15 protein-coding genes are annotated in these 17,725 nt (G+C 56.5%); 7 read left to right on the top strand and 8 right to left on the bottom strand.

All coding sequences use genetic code 11. The features are described from left to right. The 4 genes from RGW60_RS17235 to RGW60_RS17220 form a co-directional block, all read right to left on the bottom strand. Nucleotides 1–552, bottom strand: a complete 552-nt coding sequence (locus tag RGW60_RS17235; RefSeq protein WP_322205110.1) for a DUF4123 domain-containing protein — start codon at nucleotides 550–552, stop codon at nucleotides 1–3. Next, nucleotides 549–2,690, bottom strand: a complete 2,142-nt coding sequence (locus RGW60_RS17230; RefSeq protein ID WP_322205707.1) for a type VI secretion system tip protein VgrG — start codon at nucleotides 2,688–2,690, stop codon at nucleotides 549–551. Before RGW60_RS17230 ends, RGW60_RS17235 begins: the two co-directional genes overlap by 4 nt. Nucleotides 2,691–2,803: 113 nt before the next feature. Then, the gene (locus RGW60_RS17225) at nucleotides 2,804–3,511 is read right to left on the bottom strand and encodes a 3'-5' exonuclease (protein ID WP_322205706.1); all 708 of its coding nucleotides are present in this window, start codon (nucleotides 3,509–3,511) and stop codon (nucleotides 2,804–2,806) included. Next, on the bottom strand, nucleotides 3,508–5,442 hold the full coding sequence (locus tag RGW60_RS17220) for a putative nucleotidyltransferase substrate binding domain-containing protein (protein WP_322205705.1): 1,935 nt from the start codon (nucleotides 5,440–5,442) through the stop codon (nucleotides 3,508–3,510). Before RGW60_RS17220 ends, RGW60_RS17225 begins: the two co-directional genes overlap by 4 nt. 248 nt (nucleotides 5,443–5,690) lie before the next feature. On the opposite strand from RGW60_RS17220, the gene RGW60_RS17215 reads away from it, so the two are divergent. Together RGW60_RS17215 and RGW60_RS17210 are read left to right on the top strand one after the other, a co-directional pair. Further along, the gene (locus tag RGW60_RS17215) at nucleotides 5,691–6,137 is read left to right on the top strand and encodes a response regulator (protein WP_322205704.1); all 447 of its coding nucleotides are present in this window, start codon (nucleotides 5,691–5,693) and stop codon (nucleotides 6,135–6,137) included. A gap of 83 nt (nucleotides 6,138–6,220) precedes the next feature. Next, nucleotides 6,221–7,587 (top strand): IS3 family transposase gene (locus tag RGW60_RS17210; RefSeq protein ID WP_416194835.1). Its coding sequence is split into 2 segments (ribosomal slippage): nucleotides 6,221–6,697 and nucleotides 6,700–7,587, totalling 1,365 coding nucleotides; the frame shifts between segments, so codons are not numbered across the junction. A 112-nt stretch (nucleotides 7,588–7,699) separates the two neighbouring features. Here RGW60_RS17210 and RGW60_RS17205 read toward each other — a convergent pair. Beyond that, nucleotides 7,700–9,877, bottom strand: coding sequence for a malate synthase G (locus tag RGW60_RS17205; RefSeq protein ID WP_322205702.1), 2,178 nt, complete (start codon nucleotides 9,875–9,877; stop codon nucleotides 7,700–7,702). A gap of 310 nt (nucleotides 9,878–10,187) precedes the next feature. Between RGW60_RS17205 and RGW60_RS17200 the strand changes: the two genes are divergently transcribed. Continuing rightward, a complete protein-coding gene (locus tag RGW60_RS17200) occupies nucleotides 10,188–10,706 on the top strand; it encodes a glycine cleavage system protein R (protein WP_322205701.1) in 519 nt (172 codons plus the stop codon). 165 nt (nucleotides 10,707–10,871) lie between these two features. Here RGW60_RS17200 and rarD read toward each other — a convergent pair whose 3' ends face one another. The 3 genes from rarD to RGW60_RS17185 form a co-directional block, all read right to left on the bottom strand. Beyond that, on the bottom strand, nucleotides 10,872–11,750 hold the full coding sequence (gene rarD, locus RGW60_RS17195) for an EamA family transporter RarD (protein ID WP_322205700.1): 879 nt from the start codon (nucleotides 11,748–11,750) through the stop codon (nucleotides 10,872–10,874). Between the two features lie 84 nt (nucleotides 11,751–11,834). Further along, nucleotides 11,835–12,809, bottom strand: a complete 975-nt coding sequence (locus RGW60_RS17190) for a serine/threonine protein kinase (protein ID WP_322205699.1) — start codon at nucleotides 12,807–12,809, stop codon at nucleotides 11,835–11,837. Between the two features lie 155 nt (nucleotides 12,810–12,964). Then, nucleotides 12,965–13,699 (bottom strand): ComF family protein, encoded by a 735-nt coding sequence (locus RGW60_RS17185; protein ID WP_322205698.1) that lies wholly within the window; start codon nucleotides 13,697–13,699, stop codon nucleotides 12,965–12,967. A gap of 100 nt (nucleotides 13,700–13,799) precedes the next feature. Here RGW60_RS17185 and bioB point away from each other — a divergent pair, with 100 nt between their 5' ends. The 4 genes from bioB (at nucleotide 13,800) to bioC (ending at nucleotide 17,724) form a co-directional block, all read left to right on the top strand. Continuing rightward, nucleotides 13,800–14,858, top strand: a complete 1,059-nt coding sequence (bioB, locus tag RGW60_RS17180; RefSeq protein ID WP_322205697.1) for a biotin synthase BioB — start codon at nucleotides 13,800–13,802, stop codon at nucleotides 14,856–14,858. A gap of 122 nt (nucleotides 14,859–14,980) precedes the next feature. Then, nucleotides 14,981–16,171, top strand: a complete 1,191-nt coding sequence (gene bioF / locus RGW60_RS17175; RefSeq protein ID WP_322205696.1) for an 8-amino-7-oxononanoate synthase — start codon at nucleotides 14,981–14,983, stop codon at nucleotides 16,169–16,171. Then, entirely contained in the window at nucleotides 16,164–16,910 is a 747-nt protein-coding gene (locus tag RGW60_RS17170) for an alpha/beta fold hydrolase (RefSeq protein WP_322205695.1), read from the top strand. The genes bioF and RGW60_RS17170 overlap by 8 nt, the downstream gene beginning before the upstream one ends. After that, a complete protein-coding gene (gene bioC, locus RGW60_RS17165; protein ID WP_322205694.1) occupies nucleotides 16,903–17,724 on the top strand; it encodes a malonyl-ACP O-methyltransferase BioC in 822 nt (273 codons plus the stop codon). Before RGW60_RS17170 ends, bioC begins: the two co-directional genes overlap by 8 nt. Nucleotide 17,725: the final 1 nt, after the last annotated feature.

Genomic DNA, 17,725 nt, shown 5'->3' with positions numbered 1-17,725 from the left:
TCAGGACTCCTGTCCGTTGGAAATCGTTGATTGAAGTGGCTGATTCAAAGATTGGCTTTGCTCGACGCTGATCGATAACCAGGAGGGGGTGTTGGCGGGGAGCCAATGAGCGGCATGAGGGTTGTTGCGGGTTTGCCATTTGGTCGCGTCGGCCGAGTACCAATGCACACGGTCAATTGGGCCGAGCCAGTCGGCAATATTTTCATCGGTACAGGCTGAAAAGAGCCGCTCTGCAACAGCGGGATGCCAGTAGCGCAACATGCCTATGCGGGTCTGCTCAAAGCGGACGATGAGGAGGTGTCGCAAGTGCGCCAGCAACGCGTCGTGGGAATTTTCGCTTTCGATAATCAGCCCTGGCCAATCACAAGGCGCCTGCCGCACTGAGTGCGAGAGTGCCTGTTTAGCGTCGTCCGTTACTAACAGTGGGCTTGAATCCACGTATGCAGCCATCTCTGTCGAAGCAAATAGTGGCGTTAATTGCGGATGGTCGACCTGCCGAAATAGCTCGGCCAGCAGCGATTTTCTAGGTTCCAGCAGCATCCAGATGCTCATGCGTGCGCCCCCTTGCTCATGGCTTCTCGGCAAGGACAGTCTGCAAGCGGGCAGTCCATCGGCGTGCCGTCTTTGGGCTTTTGGCACAATTCGATCATCGTGTCTGTGCCAGACAGCTTTTGCTGAATAGCCGGATCGGGCATAGCGACTGGGGCAAGTACTGCAGCCTCCAACCCATCTATACCGCCCGGCGCCATTGGAGCCGCGGGCATGCCCGGCAGCGGCGCGCCACCCAGCATAATGGGCACGCTGGAGAAAATGCCCGCCGGCGTGATGACCAGATGCTGCCCACCCGCCGCCAAGGTCAGGGTGACCCCGGCGTTAACGATGAAATTGACGCCAGACTTGTAATGCACGTCTTGCCCGGCTTCGATCACCAAAGCGCTGGCCACGCGGGTATGGCTGGAGCCTGCGACTTGCAAATGATCCCCCGCGGACAACTGCACTTTGCGGTCGCTGCTGATGGTTTGGTGGTGTTCGGCTTCGAGCACTGAAACGCTGTTGCCCTTGATCGTTTCCAAGCGCTGGCCACGTACTTCCAAGCGGCTGTCGTTCTGGACCAGTTGCTGCATGTCGCGCTGGGCACGCAGGTAGACCAACTCAGCGCCGTTGCGGTCTTCAAAGGAGACTTCGTTAAAGCCCTGACTGGCCTTGGAGCTGCGGCTACGGAACACGCTTTTGGTTTTGTTCGCCGGTAACTCGTAAGGCACTGGATTTCGGCTGTTCGGCAAACAGCCCATGACAATTGGCCGGTCGGCGTCGCCTTCCAGATAAGAAACCAACACCTCCATGCCGACCCGAGGCAGGGTCACCGCGCCATGATTGTTGCCTGCCCAGCTTGATGCCACCCGCACCCAGCAACTGCTGGTTTCGTCTTCCGGCCCAAGACGATCCCAGTGAAACTTGACCTTCACCCGGCCGAATTTATCGCAGTGGATTTCTTCGCCTTCAGGACCCGTGACCTTGGCGGTTTGGGTGCTGTGAATCCGCGGTTTGGGATGGCGCAGGGCGGGACGAAACTGGATCGTTTCCGGGATGGCGGTAAAGGAATTCCGATACCCCTGAGTGATTTTTCCGGCGGCGACCGGAACATCCGCGCCCAATTCCTCCAACACCTGCGGCTGGCGCCCTTCGTGTCGGATCGAAATCAGCACCCACGGGTTATTCCATTTGAACTGCGGATGCTTTTCTAGCTGGATCACCGTCCCGCTGCGCAACAGCGGTTGATCGCTGGTGCCGTCAGCCAGTTGAAAGTCGGTGCGGTGGCGTTGCAGGTCGTGGGTGGATAGTTTTTTGCCGTGATCGTCCTCCAGAAAGCGCCCGGGATAGACGTAATGCTCAAGTTTCGGCTCGACATGCAGGGCTTCACCCCTTTGCGCTTGGGCTTGGGTCGGCCAGGGTTTTCTCGAGATTTCCAGTAGAGAACCGGCTTTTTGGAAATCGTAATCCCGATGCACCACATGGCTGGTGCGCGCCGCCAAGCGCACGCCAAACTCATGGATCGAATACGTTTCGGGCACCATGCCGCTAAGCGGTTTGAACGGCAGCGCCACCTTTGCTTTATGGGGAAACATCCCTTCGTCATCGGCGAAAATTAACCGATGGCCGTCAGCCGAATGCTCGAAACGATAGAACCAGCCGTCTTCTTCGCACAGTCGATTCACGAAGTGCAGGTCGCTTTCATCGTATTGCACGCAATACTCACGCGACGTGGCGCGGCTCACGTCCCCGTGGAACTGCACATCCAAGCCGCTAAACAGGCCGTGTTCCTTGAGCACTTCAAGGATGATGTCCGGCACACTCATCTGTTGGTACGAGCGGCGATGGCTGCTGTGTTCCAGGTACGCCAGATAAGGTTTCAACACCGCGACGTAGTGCGTCAGCCGCGCGCCGGAGTTGCTTTTATGGATCGAGTGGATGTGCCCATGCAGACCTTCGCCGTCCGGGCCGAAACTGAGAAAAGCGGCCTTGTGCAGCAGGTCTGAAAGCTCAATATCCCCCGCCCGGCTGACCAGTTCGACGGTAACGGCGTAGGGCGTGCTGACGGCTTCGGCGCCCTCGAACGCAAGCACCTGCAAGCGAGGATCTTCAAGACCTTTGATGCTTAGGGTGAAGGTTGGAGCGGTGGCCTGGGACATACGCATTTCTTCGTGTCGAAAAGATGCGGCAACTTTGCGAGGCGATGTCGAAGATGTATATCGGGCGCGTCAGATAGGTTGCGTAGGAAATTTCCTGTCCGCCAGTGCGGGGCCTAAAACGAATGCGATTGCTGACGTCTGCGCCAGTGGCTGAGGCTTTGTTCCAAGCGTGCAGAGCTGTCCATTTGCTGCTTGCGAGCATGGCTGAACAGGATCAATGCCAATTCGGCAGTGACCAACGCATCGGCGCTGGCGTGGTGACGTTCGCCCGCGTGCAAACCAAAAAATGCGGTCCAGTCATCAAGGCCTGCTTGCCGGATATTCGCGTGAGGGAACAGCATCGGTGCCATTTGCGCCACGTCAAAAAAACGGTGCTGCAAGCGATACCCAAGACTATCTTTCAACGCACGGCCTAGCATGTGTTGGTCGAATGAGGCGTGAAAGGCCATTAACGGGCTGTTGCCGACAAACTCCATAAGGTCCAACAAAGCATCGACAGGGTCGCTCCCCGCCGCGATAGCGCTGGGGCCTAAGCCATGCAGCAGCACGCTGGGGCTGAGCTTGTGATCCGACCGCAGAATCGTGCGTTCGAATTGCTGGCCCAAATCAATGGCGCCGTCCTCGATTACCACTGCACCGATGGATAACACCACGTCACGGTTCAGGTTCAGGCCACTGGTTTCCAGGTCAAGCACGACCCAACGTTGTTGGCGCAAGGGATGATCATTGACGGTTGCACAGGTCGCCAGATTCTCCAGGCGCTGTTGTTGGCGGGCGTCGAGAGAAGGTGTAGCACCGCGTAGCCACGCAAATAAATTCATAGCTGATAGCGCAGCGTCAGACTGTTCTGCAGGCGTTGAGCCTGACGCAGCGACTCGCGCAAAATACGCCGATCCAGCTGGTTGAGAATGTCCGGGTCGACACGATTGGAATAGGGTAAGTTCTGCCGACTTTGCAGTTGGTGTTGCTGCATCCGGGTTTGCTGAATGAAATGGTACGCCTCTTCATAGGCCGCGCCGTCCAGCGGCTCAATGACTTCTTTGTCGACTAACTGGCGCAGGCGTTCGAGGGTGTTGTTGGCTTCGATGCCATTGGCCAGCGCGAGCAGACGGGCGCCGTCGACAAACGGCGTCAAACCTTGGGTTTTGAGGTCCAGTGTGGCTTTTTCACTGCCTTTACGAGCGAGCACAAATTCACGAAAGCGCCCGACTGGCGGCCGCTGGCGGAGCGCGTTCTCGGCCATCATGCGTTGAAATAATCTGTTGTCAGCCACCTGGTCAAGAATGGCGCTGCGCAGTTGATCAACGCTGCGTTCATCGCCCCACACCACCCGCAGATCAAAATAGATGCTGGAGGCCAGCAGATTTTCAGGTGTCGCCTCCCGGATAAACGCCGCAAACCGCCGTGACCATTCTAAGCGCGACAAACACAAATCAGGGTTGCCGGCCATGATGTTGCCTTTGCACAGGGTAAATCCGCACTGCGCGAGACTTTGATTGATCTGTTGCGCCAAGGGCAGCAATTTCGCGCGTATGGCCGCAGCTTCTGCTGCGTCACTGGCTTCAAATAGGATGCCGTTGTCTTGGTCCGTGAACAGCGTTTGCTCGCGGCGACCTTCGCTGCCAAAACACAACCAACTGAAGGGGATTGCAGGGTCGCCTTTTTCCAACACCGTCAGTTCGATAACTCTGCACACTGTGTGGTCGTTTAGCAGTGTGATGATCTGGGTGATCTGTGTCGACGAAGCGCCGTGGGCCAGCATACGGTCGACCAGTTGAACAATTTCGCCCCGCAAATTGGCCAGGCTTTCAATTTTCGGTGCGTTACGAATAGTCCGCGCTAAATGCACCAGGTCCACACGTTGCAAAGAAAACAAATCGCGCTCGGATACCACGCCGCACAGGCGCTGTTCCTTGACCAGACAGACATGTGCGATATGCCGCTCGGTCATCGCGATAGCGGCGTCGAATGCGCTGGCATCGGGGCTCAGAAAAAACGGTTTCTGAATCATGTTTTTTTCAATGGGCAAACCGAAGTCGCCGGTGCCGTCGGCCACTACTTGGCGAAGGTCGCGCAGAGTGAATATACCCAGCGGCGCCTTGCGTTCATCGACGATCACTATGCTGCCGACTTGTTGCTCGTGCATCAGCTTGACCGCTTCGCGTAGCGGGGTGCCCGGACTGCACGTCACGGGGTGACGCATGGCCAGTTCGCCGAGTCGAGTGTTCAGCGAATATTGAGTGCCAAGTGCTTCTGCGGCGCGTTGCTGAACTTGTTGGTTGACCTGATCGAGCAGGCTGCTGACGCCACGTAAAGCGAAGTCACGAAACACGCTGGAAAGTGCGAACAATTTGATGAACGCTAATTTATTCAGTTGTAGGCAAAAGGTGTCTTCAGCCGCCAGATGCTCGGTGCGGGTGGCGCGTTCGCCTAGCAACGCAGCCAGCGGGAAGCACTCCCCGGTGGAAATCTCGAATGTGGTCTCGGTTCCGCTTTTCGCAGGGTGCGTACGCTCGCCTACGACCCGGCCGGTTTTAACAATGTAAAAATGCTCTACCGGGCCGTCTGCGGGTTTGATAATGCTTTCATCAGCCGCGTAAAAACGCAGTTGGCACTGTTCGACCAAGTACGCGAGATGGGCGTTTTCCATCTGGTTGAACGGTGGAAACTTTTGCAGGAATTGAATGGTGCCGTGTATGTTTTGCAGCACCGCTGTCTTTCCTGCCTGGGTGAAAGCATCTGCCTTGCTCATGACCATGACCGCTTATGTAGAACAATTTTTAGAGTCGGTTTTCGACACTCATGGTCGACCGCTAGCGGGCAAGTGCCCATTGGACGTAAGTCTAGGGTCGAGTAATGGGCTAGAGTATGAATACCTGACTCGTGTGCTTGGATTTTTGCGTGAGTTTTGAGTGAAGATCAGGTACAAAGCGGGCGAAGCGTACAGCGCATCATCTTTGATTCGCTGTCCTATAAGTGCGAGGAATCAATGAGACCTGTATGACTGAGCTCGACCTGTTGAGTGAAGAAGAGCGCGAAGCGATCAACGAGGCGATGCAAACGTCCGATCCGCTCGAGCAACAACGAGTGCTTATCGTCGATGACAACAAAGACGAACGGGGGCTGCTTGCCGAATTTCTTAATTTGAATGGCATTAGTTGCCTTACCGCTAGCGATTGTACGTCGGCACTTAGTTTGCTTGAACACCGCAGGTCCATTGGGCTGTTGATCACTGACTTGCGTATGGCGCCTTGCAGTGGTCTGGACCTGATCCGTCAGGTTAGGGAATCGCCAAGGGCGGGGTTGCCAATCATCATAGTGTCTGGCGAAGCCGACGTTAAAGATGCCATTGAGGCAATGCATTTGAGCGTTGTGGATTTTTTGCTGAAGCCGATTGATAACCAGCGGTTACTGGAGTTGATCCGCAAGGAGTTGAGAATCGCTTAAAAGGCGTCGCGAATGAATTCGCTCCCACAGAATGAACTGCGCCCCAAATGTTGGACACCCATCCAACTACCGGGGTGTTTTTCATGGGTAAATATTCAACGCAGTTCAAGCGGTCCGCCATCAATGCTTTCCTTGAGCGCGGTCAAGGTTTTCGTCACATAGCCGCTCAATTTCAGATGGACCCTACGTTGCTCCGTCGTTGGGTGGCGGCCTACGAGCTGCACGGGGAAGCCAGCCTGCAGGGGCGTATGAAGGAACATGGTCCCGAGTTCAAACTGTCCGTTGTCCAGCACATGGAGCGTGAGAAGTTGTCATTTCGGCAAACGGCTGCGATTTTCAATCTGGGCAATTCAACGCAGATAGGCAGATGGCAGCAGCAATATTACAGTGGCGGCATCGAAGCCCTGACGTCAGGGAAAAAAGGCCCACGTAACGTTATGCCAAAGCCCCCCGCCAAGCCCCGCAAACCGGCAGTGCTCACCGACGAAGAGCGCGCCCACAAAGAGTTGCTCGACGAACTTCAGTACCTGCGCATGGAGAACGCCTACCTAAAAAAGTTAAAGGTGTTAGGCGAGGAGGCGATGAGGCGGGACAAAGAAGCGAAGAAAAAGCCTGGGTAGTCACTGAGCTGAGGAGCGATTTTCCAATCGACGCCCTGCTCAAGCTGGTCGGCTTGGCACGCAGTACTTACTACTATCAGGTCAAGGTACTGGCTGCCGGGGATAAATTTGCTCCGCTGAAAGCCTCTATTCAGACTATCCAGGACCAGCATAAGGGCCGCTATGGCTATCGCCGGATGACCGCCACGCTGCTCAAGGGCGGGTGGATAGTGAACAGCAAAACGGTACGCAGGCTGATGGCCGAACTAAACCTCAAGTGCACGGTGCGAGCCAAGAAGTATAAATCGTACAAAGGCCCTGAGGGGCAGGTAGCACCTAACACGTTGGCTCGGCAATTCGAGGCCGACCAGCCGAATGAGAAATGGGTGACCGACGTTACCGAGTTCAAGGTAGCCGGTGAAAAGCTCTACCTGTCGCCGATACTGGACTTGTACAACGGAGAGATCGTGGCGTACCAGACAGACACCAGCCCTCGCTACGCCTTGGTGGGCAACATGCTGGAAAAGGCGTTGAAGCGCTTGCCAGAGGGCGCCAAACCGATGGTGCACTCGGATCAGGGCTGGCAGTACCGCTACCACATCTACCGAAATCGTCTGGAAGAAATGAGCTTGGAACAGAGTATGTCGCGCAAGGGTAACTGCCATGACAATGCCACGATGGAGAGCTTTTTCGGCACACTGAAATCAGAGTTTTTCTACCGGGAGCGCTTCGACAGCGTTGCTCAGTTAGAGGCTGGACTGGATGAATACATCCATTACTACAACCACGAACGTATCAAAATGAAGCTCAACGGCTTGAGTCCAGTGGCATACAGAACTCAGGCCGCGTAGCTTATTCAATCACTGTCCAACATTTGGGGCGCAGTTCAGAAATCTCAGTGGGAGCGAATTTATTCGCGAATGCAGCTCCTCGCGATCGCGATAGACCGCAAGGAACCTTTAATTACAGCCCGTTTTTTGCCTTGAACTCACGACGTCGACGGTGCAGCACGGGCTCGGTATAGCCGTTGGGTTGTTTAGTCCCTTCGATTACCAGTTCAAGTGCTGCCTGGAACGCGATGTTACTGTCGAAATCCGGCGCCAAGGGCCGGTACAGCGGGTCATTGATATTCTGCCGGTCGACTACAGGCGCCATGCGCTTGAGGCTTTCGAGTACCTGATGCTCGTTAACCACGTCATGGCGTAGCCAGTTGGCGATGTGCTGGCTGGAAATTCGCAGTGTGGCGCGGTCTTCCATCAGGCCAATATCGTTGATATCCGGCACTTTCGAGCAACCAATACCCTGATCAATCCAGCGCACTACATAGCCAAGGATGCCCTGAGCATTGTTGTCTAATTCGTTCTTTATTTCTTCGGGCGTCCAGTTGGTGTTCGGTGCCAGTGGAATGGACAGAATGTCGTCAACTGACGCAAGAGCGCGTTTGGCCAACTCTGCCTGGCGGGCGAACACATCAACTTTGTGGTAATGCAGCGCGTGCAACACAGCAGCCGTTGGCGAAGGCACCCACGCGGTGTTCGCGCCCGCCAATGGGTGAGCGATTTTCTGCTCAAGCATTGCGGCCATCAGGTCAGGCATGGCCCACATGCCTTTACCGATTTGTGCACGACCTTGCAGGCCGCAGCTCAAGCCGATATCGACGTTCGAGTTTTCGTATGCGCTGATCCATTTCTCGGCTTTCATCTGTGCTTTACGCACCACCGGACCTGCTTCCATGGACGTATGGATTTCATCGCCCGTGCGATCAAGAAAACCGGTATTGATAAACACCACGCGCTCGCTCGCCGCCTGAATACAGGCCTTGAGGTTGACCGTAGTGCGGCGCTCTTCGTCCATGATCCCGACTTTTAGCGTGTTGCGTGGCAGCTTGAGCACATCTTCGACACGGCCAAACAGCTCGTTGGTGAACGCTGCTTCTTCCGGACCGTGCATTTTCGGTTTGACGATATAGACCGAACCGGTGCGGCTGTTCGTGCGGGAGCTTTCGCCGTTGAGGCTGTGGATGGCGGCCAGGCTGGTGAGCAAGCCGTCGAGAATACCTTCCGGGACTTCGTTACCGTCTTTGTCGAGAATCGCATCGATGGTCATCAGGTGACCGACGTTGCGGATGAACAACAGCGAGCGGCCATGCAAGCTGACCTCGCCACCGTTGGGTGCGGTGTAGGTGCGGTCGGCGTTCATGGTGCGGGTGAAAGTTTCGCCGCCTTTGGACACTTGTTCGGCCAAGTCGCCTTTCATCAGGCCGAGCCAGTTGCGGTACACCACGACTTTGTCGTCGGCATCGACGGCGGCAATTGAATCTTCGCAGTCCATGATGGTGGTCAGTGCAGCCTCCATCAGCACGTCTTTGACACCCGCCGCATCGGTCTTGCCAACGGGGCTGTTAGCGTCGATCTGGATCTCGAAATGCAGACCGTTGTGTTTAAGCCCGATGGCGCTAGGCGCCGAGCCTTCGCCGCGGAAGCCAATCAGTTGTGCATCGTCGGCCAGGCCCGAGTTGCTACCGCCCTTAAGCGAAACGACCAGCTTGCTGTCAATCAGCTTATAGCCGGTGGAGTCGACGTGGGAGCCGGCAGCCAATGGCGCGGCTTCGTCGAGGAAGGCGCGGGCGAAGGCGATGACCTTATCGCCGCGAACCTTGTTGTAGCCTTTGGTTTTTTCCGCGCCCCCGGCTTCGCTGATAGCGTCGGTGCCGTACAAAGCGTCGTAAAGCGAACCCCAACGTGCATTGGATGCGTTGAGTGCGAAGCGCGCATTCATAACCGGGACCACTAACTGTGGACCCGCCATACGGGCAACTTCATCGTCGACGTTTTGTGTAGTGATCTGGAAATTCGCTGCTTCTGGCAACAAATAGCCTATTTCTTGCAGGAAGGCTTTATAGGCCGTCGCGTCGTGGGCAGCGCCTGCTTGAGACTGATGCCAGGCATCTATACGCGCCTGAAAATCATCGCGTTTGACGAGTAGAGCTTTGTTCTTCGGCGCAAGCTCATTGATGAGCTTTTCGGTACTGGTCCAGAACGTGGCGGCATCAAGGCCGGTTCCTGGAATGGCTTCGTTATTAACGAAGTCCAACAGGACTTTGGCGACCTGAAGGCCACCGACTTGAAGGTGTTCAGTCATTGCTTGCCTCACTCTGTTCAGCGGTTAGCTTTTCATCGATCAAACGTTATGTAGTGCGTGCTGCGGCATACTACATGAAGCATTGAGTTGTGAAAATCTGGGTAATAACGTCATTAAGTGGCTCACAACAAGTACGAGCCATTTAAGAAAAGGATGTTCTCAAAAACGGCAAGGATTGTTCCAGATAATTATTAAAATAGTACACGATTAGTTTGGCCTCATAGATTACGGCCCATGCCTATACTTGATCGACCACCCAGTGGCATTGCGTCTTCACCGAGTTGGCGCTTCCAGAATAAGAGGATTGACCGTGGATCATCTCGTCATCACTGTATTTGCCCCCGATCAACCGGGACAGGTTGAACGCATTGCTGAATGCATCGCTGAACATGGCGGTAATTGGTTGGAAAGCCGGATGTCACGCTTGGCCGGGCAATTTGCCGGGGTAGTAAGGGTCGGCGTGCCTGCCCAATCCCAAGAGGCAATGTTGGATGCCTTGCAAGCCTTATCGGCTCACGGCATTCGGGTACTGGTCGCCCAGAGTGAGATTGAACAGTCGTGCAGTTGGAAACCCATTGCGATGGAGTTGGTGGGCAATGATCGACCTGGCATCGTCCGTGACATTACTCGGGTGCTGGCGGAGCAGGGCGTTAATCTTGAGCGATTGGTCACCAGCGTGAGCCCTGCACCCATGAGCAGCGAGTTGCTGTTCCACGCCGACGCGATCCTGGGCGTGCCGCTGACGCTGTCATTAGACGTGCTGCAAAAACGCCTGGAAACTTTGGCAGACGATTTGATGGTAGAGCTGGTGTTGAAAGTCGAAGAATAAAGCCGCGGACTTTCAGACAAATCGCGCCGCTTGTTAATTACCAACAAAGGTTATCCACTTTTTACCTGCATCTGCCCGTGGATAACCTGGAGAGACCGCCGGAAGCCACGCGCCTTGTGGCTTACAGCGCGATGTTCATTTATTGACCAGTAATTAAAGAGCGCTTCAGCGAGATCGCAGCCAGATATCGACGCTGTAAACCGCCAGTCCCGCCCATATGAAGGCAAAGGCTAGCAATGTGGTACTTGAAAGGTGCTCGCCATAAACCCGCACGGCCAACGCCAACACCAGTGTAGGCGCTACGTATTGTAGAAAGCCCAGAGTGGTGTAGGGCAAGTGCCGCGCTGCCGCGTTGAAACAAATCAGTGGCATGACCGTTATTGGCCCGGCAGCTGCCAGCCACCAAGCCTCAGAGGTGGTCCAGAAACTGGGTTGAGCGCTGACGGCCGCAGGATTAAACAACATCCAGCCAATTGCCAATGGCACCAGTAACCAAGTTTCCACCACCAGTCCCGGCAGTGCCGCCACGGGCGCCTTTTTGCGGATCAACCCGTAAAAGGCAAAACTTAACGCCAGTACCAGCGATACCCACGGCAGACTGCCCACTTGCCATACTTGCTGCGCAACGCCCACCGTTGCCAGAATTACCGCCAGCCATTGCAAAGGCCGTAAGCGTTCGCCCAACAGCAGCATGCCCAGCAAGACATTGACCAGTGGGTTGATGTAGTAGCCCAGACTGGCTTCAACCATGCGTCCGTTATTGACCGCCCAGACATAGGTCAGCCAATTGATGGCGATTAGGCTTCCGCTCAGCGTGAGGATGGCCAAGCGACGTGGATTGTTACGCAGCTCTCGCCACCAACCTGGGTGTTTCCACACCAGCAACAGCAAGGAGCCACACAGTGCGGACCACAGCACCCTATGGACAATAATCTCTACTGACGGGACAGTGGCGATGGCTTTGAAATAAAGCGGGAACAAGCCCCACGTGATGTAGGCCGTTAGGCCCAGAATGTACCCGCGACGCGGGTTGACGGCTTGCATGCATGTTCCTTACGCAGCGAATGGTCGGGCAGTTTTTCTTTGAATAGGGCCGTTACCCGCAGGCCGCGGCGCTGGATTGACGGCTTAAAACAGCTTCAGCGGTTCTTCGTTGAGCGCCGACAATTGTTCTCGCAATGCCAGCACCTGATCGCCCCAATAACGCTCGGTACCGAACCAAGGGAAGCTGTGTGGAAAGGCGGGGTCATCCCAACGCCGGGCGAGCCATGCGCTGTAGTGCATCAGGCGCAACGCGCGCAACGGTTCGATCAACGCCAGTTCGCGGGGGTTGAAATCGTGAAACTCGCTGTAGCCATCCATCAGTTCTGACAACTGGCTCAGGCATTCCTGGCGATCACCCGCGAGCATCATCCAGATGTCCTGTGCTGCCGGGCCCATGCGGCAATCATCGAGGTCGACGATGTGGAACATTTCATCGCGGGCCATCATGTTGCCGGGGTGGCAATCACCGTGCATACGGATGTTTTTATGCGGCGTGGCGGCGTAAACGTCTTCGACGCGCTTGAGCAAATCGCGAGCGACTGACTCGTAAGCGGGCAGCAAACTGCGCGGAATGCAGTTGTTTTCCAGCAGAAACGCCAGCGAGTCGTGACCGAAGTTTTTAACGCCGAGCGCTTCGCGGTGCTCGAACGGCTTGGTGGCGCCCACTGCGTGTATGCGGCCTAGCAGTTGCCCGAGGCGATACAGTTGATCCAGGTTGCCCGGCTCTGGCGCCCGCCCGCCGCGACGTGGGAACAGGGTGAAGCGAAAGCCCGCGTGTTCATGCAGGGTTTGGCCGTTATGGATCATGGGCGCAACCACTGGGATATCAACTTCGGCCAATTCGAAGGTGAAGCTGTGTTCTTCGAGAATCGCGTCGTTGGTCCAGCGCTGTGGCCGGTAGAACTTGGCAATCAGCGGCTCGCCGTCTTCGATGCCGACTTGATACACACGGTTTTCGTAACTGTTGAGCGCAAGGATGCGGGCGTCGCTGAGAAAGCCGATGCTTTCGACAGCATCAAGCACCAGATCAGGCGTGAGTGTTGCAAACGGGTGGGCCATGCTTACTCCTGCGCGCAGCAGGCTGCCGCGTCGGGCCCGATATGTTAGCGCAATGAGGCTGCGCCTGACACATTCGCTGATTTGCCCGACGCTGCAGGAGCCAACGTGTTGGCGAAGAAGTCAGCCCCGCAAACAGGTTGAGACTTGGCCATGCATCAGTCCTGAGGCTTTGGCGTTCGCGCGAGGCAATAAATATCCACCCGCCTTGCTCCCCCGTCCAGGAGCAAGCGCGACAGGGCGTTCACCGTTGCGCCGGTGGTTAACACATCGTCCACCACCGCAAAATGTTTGCCCTTTATCTGTGCTCCGGGACGGATGGCAAACGCTTTGCGCAAATTGCTTTGACGGGCTTTGGCGTCCAATCCTTGCTGCGCTGGAGTATCCAATACCCGAAGCAACAAATGTTCGTCTGTTATCACATCCAATTGCGTACCGAGCCAGCGAGCTAGCATCTCGGCTTGGTTATAACCACGCTGGCGTAGCCTTTTGTTCGCAAGCGGCACCGGCAGCAGGCAATCCGGACGCGCAAGACCTTCAGCGAAACGGTGCTGCAGAGCTTGCCCAAGCAACTGCGCGAGCAGCCGCCCCATGGGCCATTTCCCCTGATGCTTGAAGCGTGTAACCAAGCTATCAACGGGGAAGTCGTAACGCCATGGCACCACGACGTCACTGAATGCGGGTGGCTGTCGGCGGCATTGGCCGCAGGTCAGACCGGCCATTGGCATGGGCAGCGCGCAACGTTCGCAGCTGTCCCCAAGCCAAGGCAGGTCGGTTTCACAGCCGGTACAGATAGGAAATAACGCGTCTGTGGTCTCGTCGCACAATAAACATGTTTGTTTGTTTTTTAACCAGATGTAAACCTGATGCGTGCTCTGTGGTTGACAGCGCATGGCTCTTCCTTAAATATGCCGAACATCCGTGTAGTCCGAATGACCGTGTGTTCTAACCGCGCTCATTCGCGCAAGCCAAGAACAAACAAGGAGCCGCCCAATGAGCGCCAGCATCACCGCCACTCTGCGTCACGACTGGACTTTAGCCGAGGTCAGAGCGCTGTTCGTACAGCCATTCAATGACCTGTTATTTCAGGCGCAGACCGTGCACCGTGCTCATTTCGACGCCAACCGGGTTCAGGTATCAACGCTGCTTTCGATCAAAACGGGTGCCTGCCCGGAAGATTGCAAATACTGCCCGCAGTCTGGCCACTACAACACCGGGCTGGAAAAAGAGAAGCTGCTGGAAGTGCAGAAAGTTCTGGAGGAGGCCGCTCGCGCTAAATCCATCGGCTCCACGCGGTTTTGCATGGGGGCGGCCTGGAAGCATCCTTCTGCCAAAGACATGCCATACGTGCTCGAAATGGTCAAAGGCGTTAAGGCCATGGGCCTGGAAACTTGCATGACCTTGGGCCGTCTCGACCAGGATCAAACCGCCGCATTGGCCACCGCCGGGCTGGATTACTACAACCACAACCTAGATACCTCGCCTGAGTTCTACGGCAGCATCATTACCACCCGCACCTATAGCGAGCGTTTGCAAACCTTGGCCTATGTGCGTGAGTCGGGAATGAAGATCTGTTCCGGCGGAATCCTTGGCATGGGCGAAAGCCTTGATGACCGTGCCGGGCTGCTGATGCAATTGGCCAACCTGCCGGAGCATCCTGAGTCGGTGCCGATCAACATGTTGGTCAAGGTGGCCGGTACGCCGCTGGAAAATGCTGAAGACATTGACCCATTCGACTTTATTCGGATGCTGGCGGTGGCGCGCATCATGATGCCGCAATCTCACGTGCGCCTGTCCGCGGGCCGCGAAGCGATGAATGAACAGATGCAAGCATTGGCCTTCTTTGCCGGTGCCAACTCGATTTTCTACGGCGACAAGCTGCTGACTACTGCTAACCCGCAGGCCGACAAGGACATGCAGCTGTTTGCGCGTCTGGGCATTCTTCCGGAGGCCGGGGTGGAGCATTCAGACGAAGTGCATCAGGCCGCTATCGAGCAGGCGTTGATCGAGCAAAAGAGCAGCGAAATGTTTTACGACGCTACTGCGGTCTGATTCTGCCTTTACCTCTGTAGGAGCCAACGTTGGCGAGGCGGCGTGTCTGATACACCGCGCAAGGCCTATCGCCAACACGTTGGCTCCTACAGGAACGCTACCCAAACACCCACGAGGCCTGCATGTCTTTCGATCTCCGCACGCGTCTGGCCGCTCGTCGCGCTGAACAGCTTTATCGTCATCGCCCATTGCTTCAAAGTCCCCAAGGCCCTGAAGTAGTGGTCGATGGCCAGCCGCTGTTGGCGTTCTGTAATAACGACTACCTCGGTTTGGCCAATCACCCTGAAGTGATTGCTGCCTGGCAAGTGGGGGCTGATCGGTGGGGTGTGGGCGGCGGCGCTTCGCACCTGGTGATCGGTCACAGCAGCCCGCATCACGAACTCGAAGAAGCCTTGGCCGACTTGACCGGTCGTCCCCGTGCCTTGCTGTTTTCCAACGGCTACATGGCCAACCTTGGTGCGGTCACCGCGCTGGTCGGGAAGGGCGATACGGTGCTGGAAGACCGGCTCAATCATGCGTCTTTGCTGGATGCGGGTTTGCTCAGCGGCGCGCGGTTTTCACGCTATCTGCACAACGATGCCAACAGCCTTGCCTCACGCTTGGAGACAGCCAGCGGCAATACGCTGGTGGTCACCGATGGCGTGTTCAGCATGGATGGCGATTTAGCTGACCTGCCGACGTTGGCCCAAGCGGCGAAAGCCAAAGGTGCATGGCTGATGGTGGACGACGCCCATGGGTTTGGCCCGCTGGGCGCCAACGGTGCGGGCGCTGTAGAACATTTCGGTTTGAGCATGGAAGACGTGCCGGTGTTGGTCGGGACGTTGGGCAAAGCCTTCGGCACTGCCGGTGCTTTTGTCGCGGGCAGTGAAGAGTTGATCGAAACCCTTATCCAGTTCGCTCGGCCCTACATTTACACCACTAGCCAACCCCCTGCGCTGGCCTGCGCCACGCTAAAAAGCCTTGAAATACTGCGCCGCGAACACTGGCGTCGCGAGCACCTGCGACGTTTGATTCAGCAGTTCCGCCATGGTGCCGAACAGATCGGTCTGCAGTTGGTGGACAGCTTTACGCCGATCCAGCCAATTCTGATCGGTGACAGTGGCCGCGCTTTGCATCTGTCGCAGATGTTGCGTGATCGTGGCCTGCTGGTGACCGCTATTCGCCCGCCAACCGTCCCTGCCGGCGGTGCGCGTTTACGTGTCACCTTGTCCGCCGCCCACAGCGAAGCGCAAGTGCAGCTATTGTTGAATGCATTGGCGCAGTGTTATCCGCTGCTCGGTGAACACGAATTGGTGGAAGTGGACCATGCGTGATCGTCTGATTTTGCTACCAGGCTGGGGTTTAGGGATCTCACCGTTAGAGCCGTTGGCCGCTGCGTTGCGCGGTCTCGACGAGCATTTGCGGGTAGAAATCGAACCGTTGCCCGATGTCCAATTGTCGGCTTTCGGCGACATCGAGCTGAGCGAAGTGCTTGATGAACTCGATGCCACATTGCCCGACAATGCTTGGCTCGGCGGCTGGTCTTTAGGTGGGATGTTGGCGACGGAACTGGCCGCGCGTCGTGCCGATCGTTGCTGTGGTCTGCTGACGTTCGCCAGTAACAGCTCCTTCGTTTCTCGTAGCGACTGGCCCCATGCGATGTCGCCCGAGGCATTCGATGCGTTTCTCGCCGGGTGCTCGGTTGATCCGCAGGGCACACTAAAACGTTTCAGCCTGCTGTGCGTTCAAGGCGCCGAAGACCCTCGTGGTTTGGCCCGGTTGTTAAACGCTGCCGCCCCGCATACCTCGCCCGATGGGCTGCTGCATGGCTTGAAATTGCTGGCACAACTCGACACCCGCAATGCTTTGCAAGCTTATCGCGGGCCTCAACTGCATCTGTTTGCGGGCCTTGATGCACTGGTGCCGGCCGAAGCGGCAAGCGATCTACTGAGTATTCTGCCCGATGTGGAAATCGGCCTGATCGAACAGGCCAGCCACGCCTTCATTCTGGAAAATCCACACGGGGTGGCTGCGGCAATCCAGGCGTTTTTACATGAGTCCGGTGATGACTGATTTGTCCTTCTTCAAAAAAACCAGCGTCGAGACCGGCGCGTTGCCCGACAAGCGTCAGGTAGCGGCGTCTTTTTCCCGCGCCGCCGCCAGTTACGACAGCGTGGCCGAGTTACAACGCGCGGTCGGAAGCGAACTGCTGGCACGTTTTCCCGCTGAATTGAAACCGTCGCGCTGGCTGGACCTGGGCAGCGGCACCGGTTATTTCAGCCGCATCCTGGCGCAAACGTTCACCGAGAGCGAAGGTGTTGCTCTGGACATAGCCGAAGGCATGTTGCGCCATGCGCGCCCCTTGGGCGGTGCCGAGCATTTTGTGGCGGGTGATGCCGAGCAAATGCCGCTGAGGGATCAAGGTTGCGGGCTGATTTTTTCCAGCCTAGCGGTGCAGTGGTGTGCGGACTTTGGCGCGGTGCTTAGCGAAGCGCGGCGGGTATTACAACCGGGCGGTGTGTTGGCGTTTGCCAGTCTATGCGTGGGCACCTTGTATGAACTGCGAGAGAGCTGGCAAGCGGTAGATGGAATGGTCCATGTCAATCGCTTCCGTCAATTCGAGGATTATCAGCAGCTCTGTGCCTCCAGTGGCTTGCGAATTCACAGTTTAGGCGTGCAGCCACATGTGTTGTATTACCCTGATGTTCGCAGCCTGACCCATGAGTTGAAAGCCTTGGGCGCCCACAATCTAAATCCGGGTCGGCCCGGTGGTTTGACCGGTCGCGCGCGCATAATGGGGCTGATCAACGCTTATGAACGGTTTCGCCACAGCGAAGGGCTGCCGGCCACTTACCAAGTGGTCTACGCGGTGTTGGAAAAACCATGAA

This window comes from Pseudomonas sp. AB6 (assembly GCF_034314105.1).
Lineage (GTDB): Bacteria > Pseudomonadota > Gammaproteobacteria > Pseudomonadales > Pseudomonadaceae > Aquipseudomonas.
Note: the sequence above shows the minus strand (reverse complement) of the source record. Positions and strands in the feature narration are given on the sequence as shown.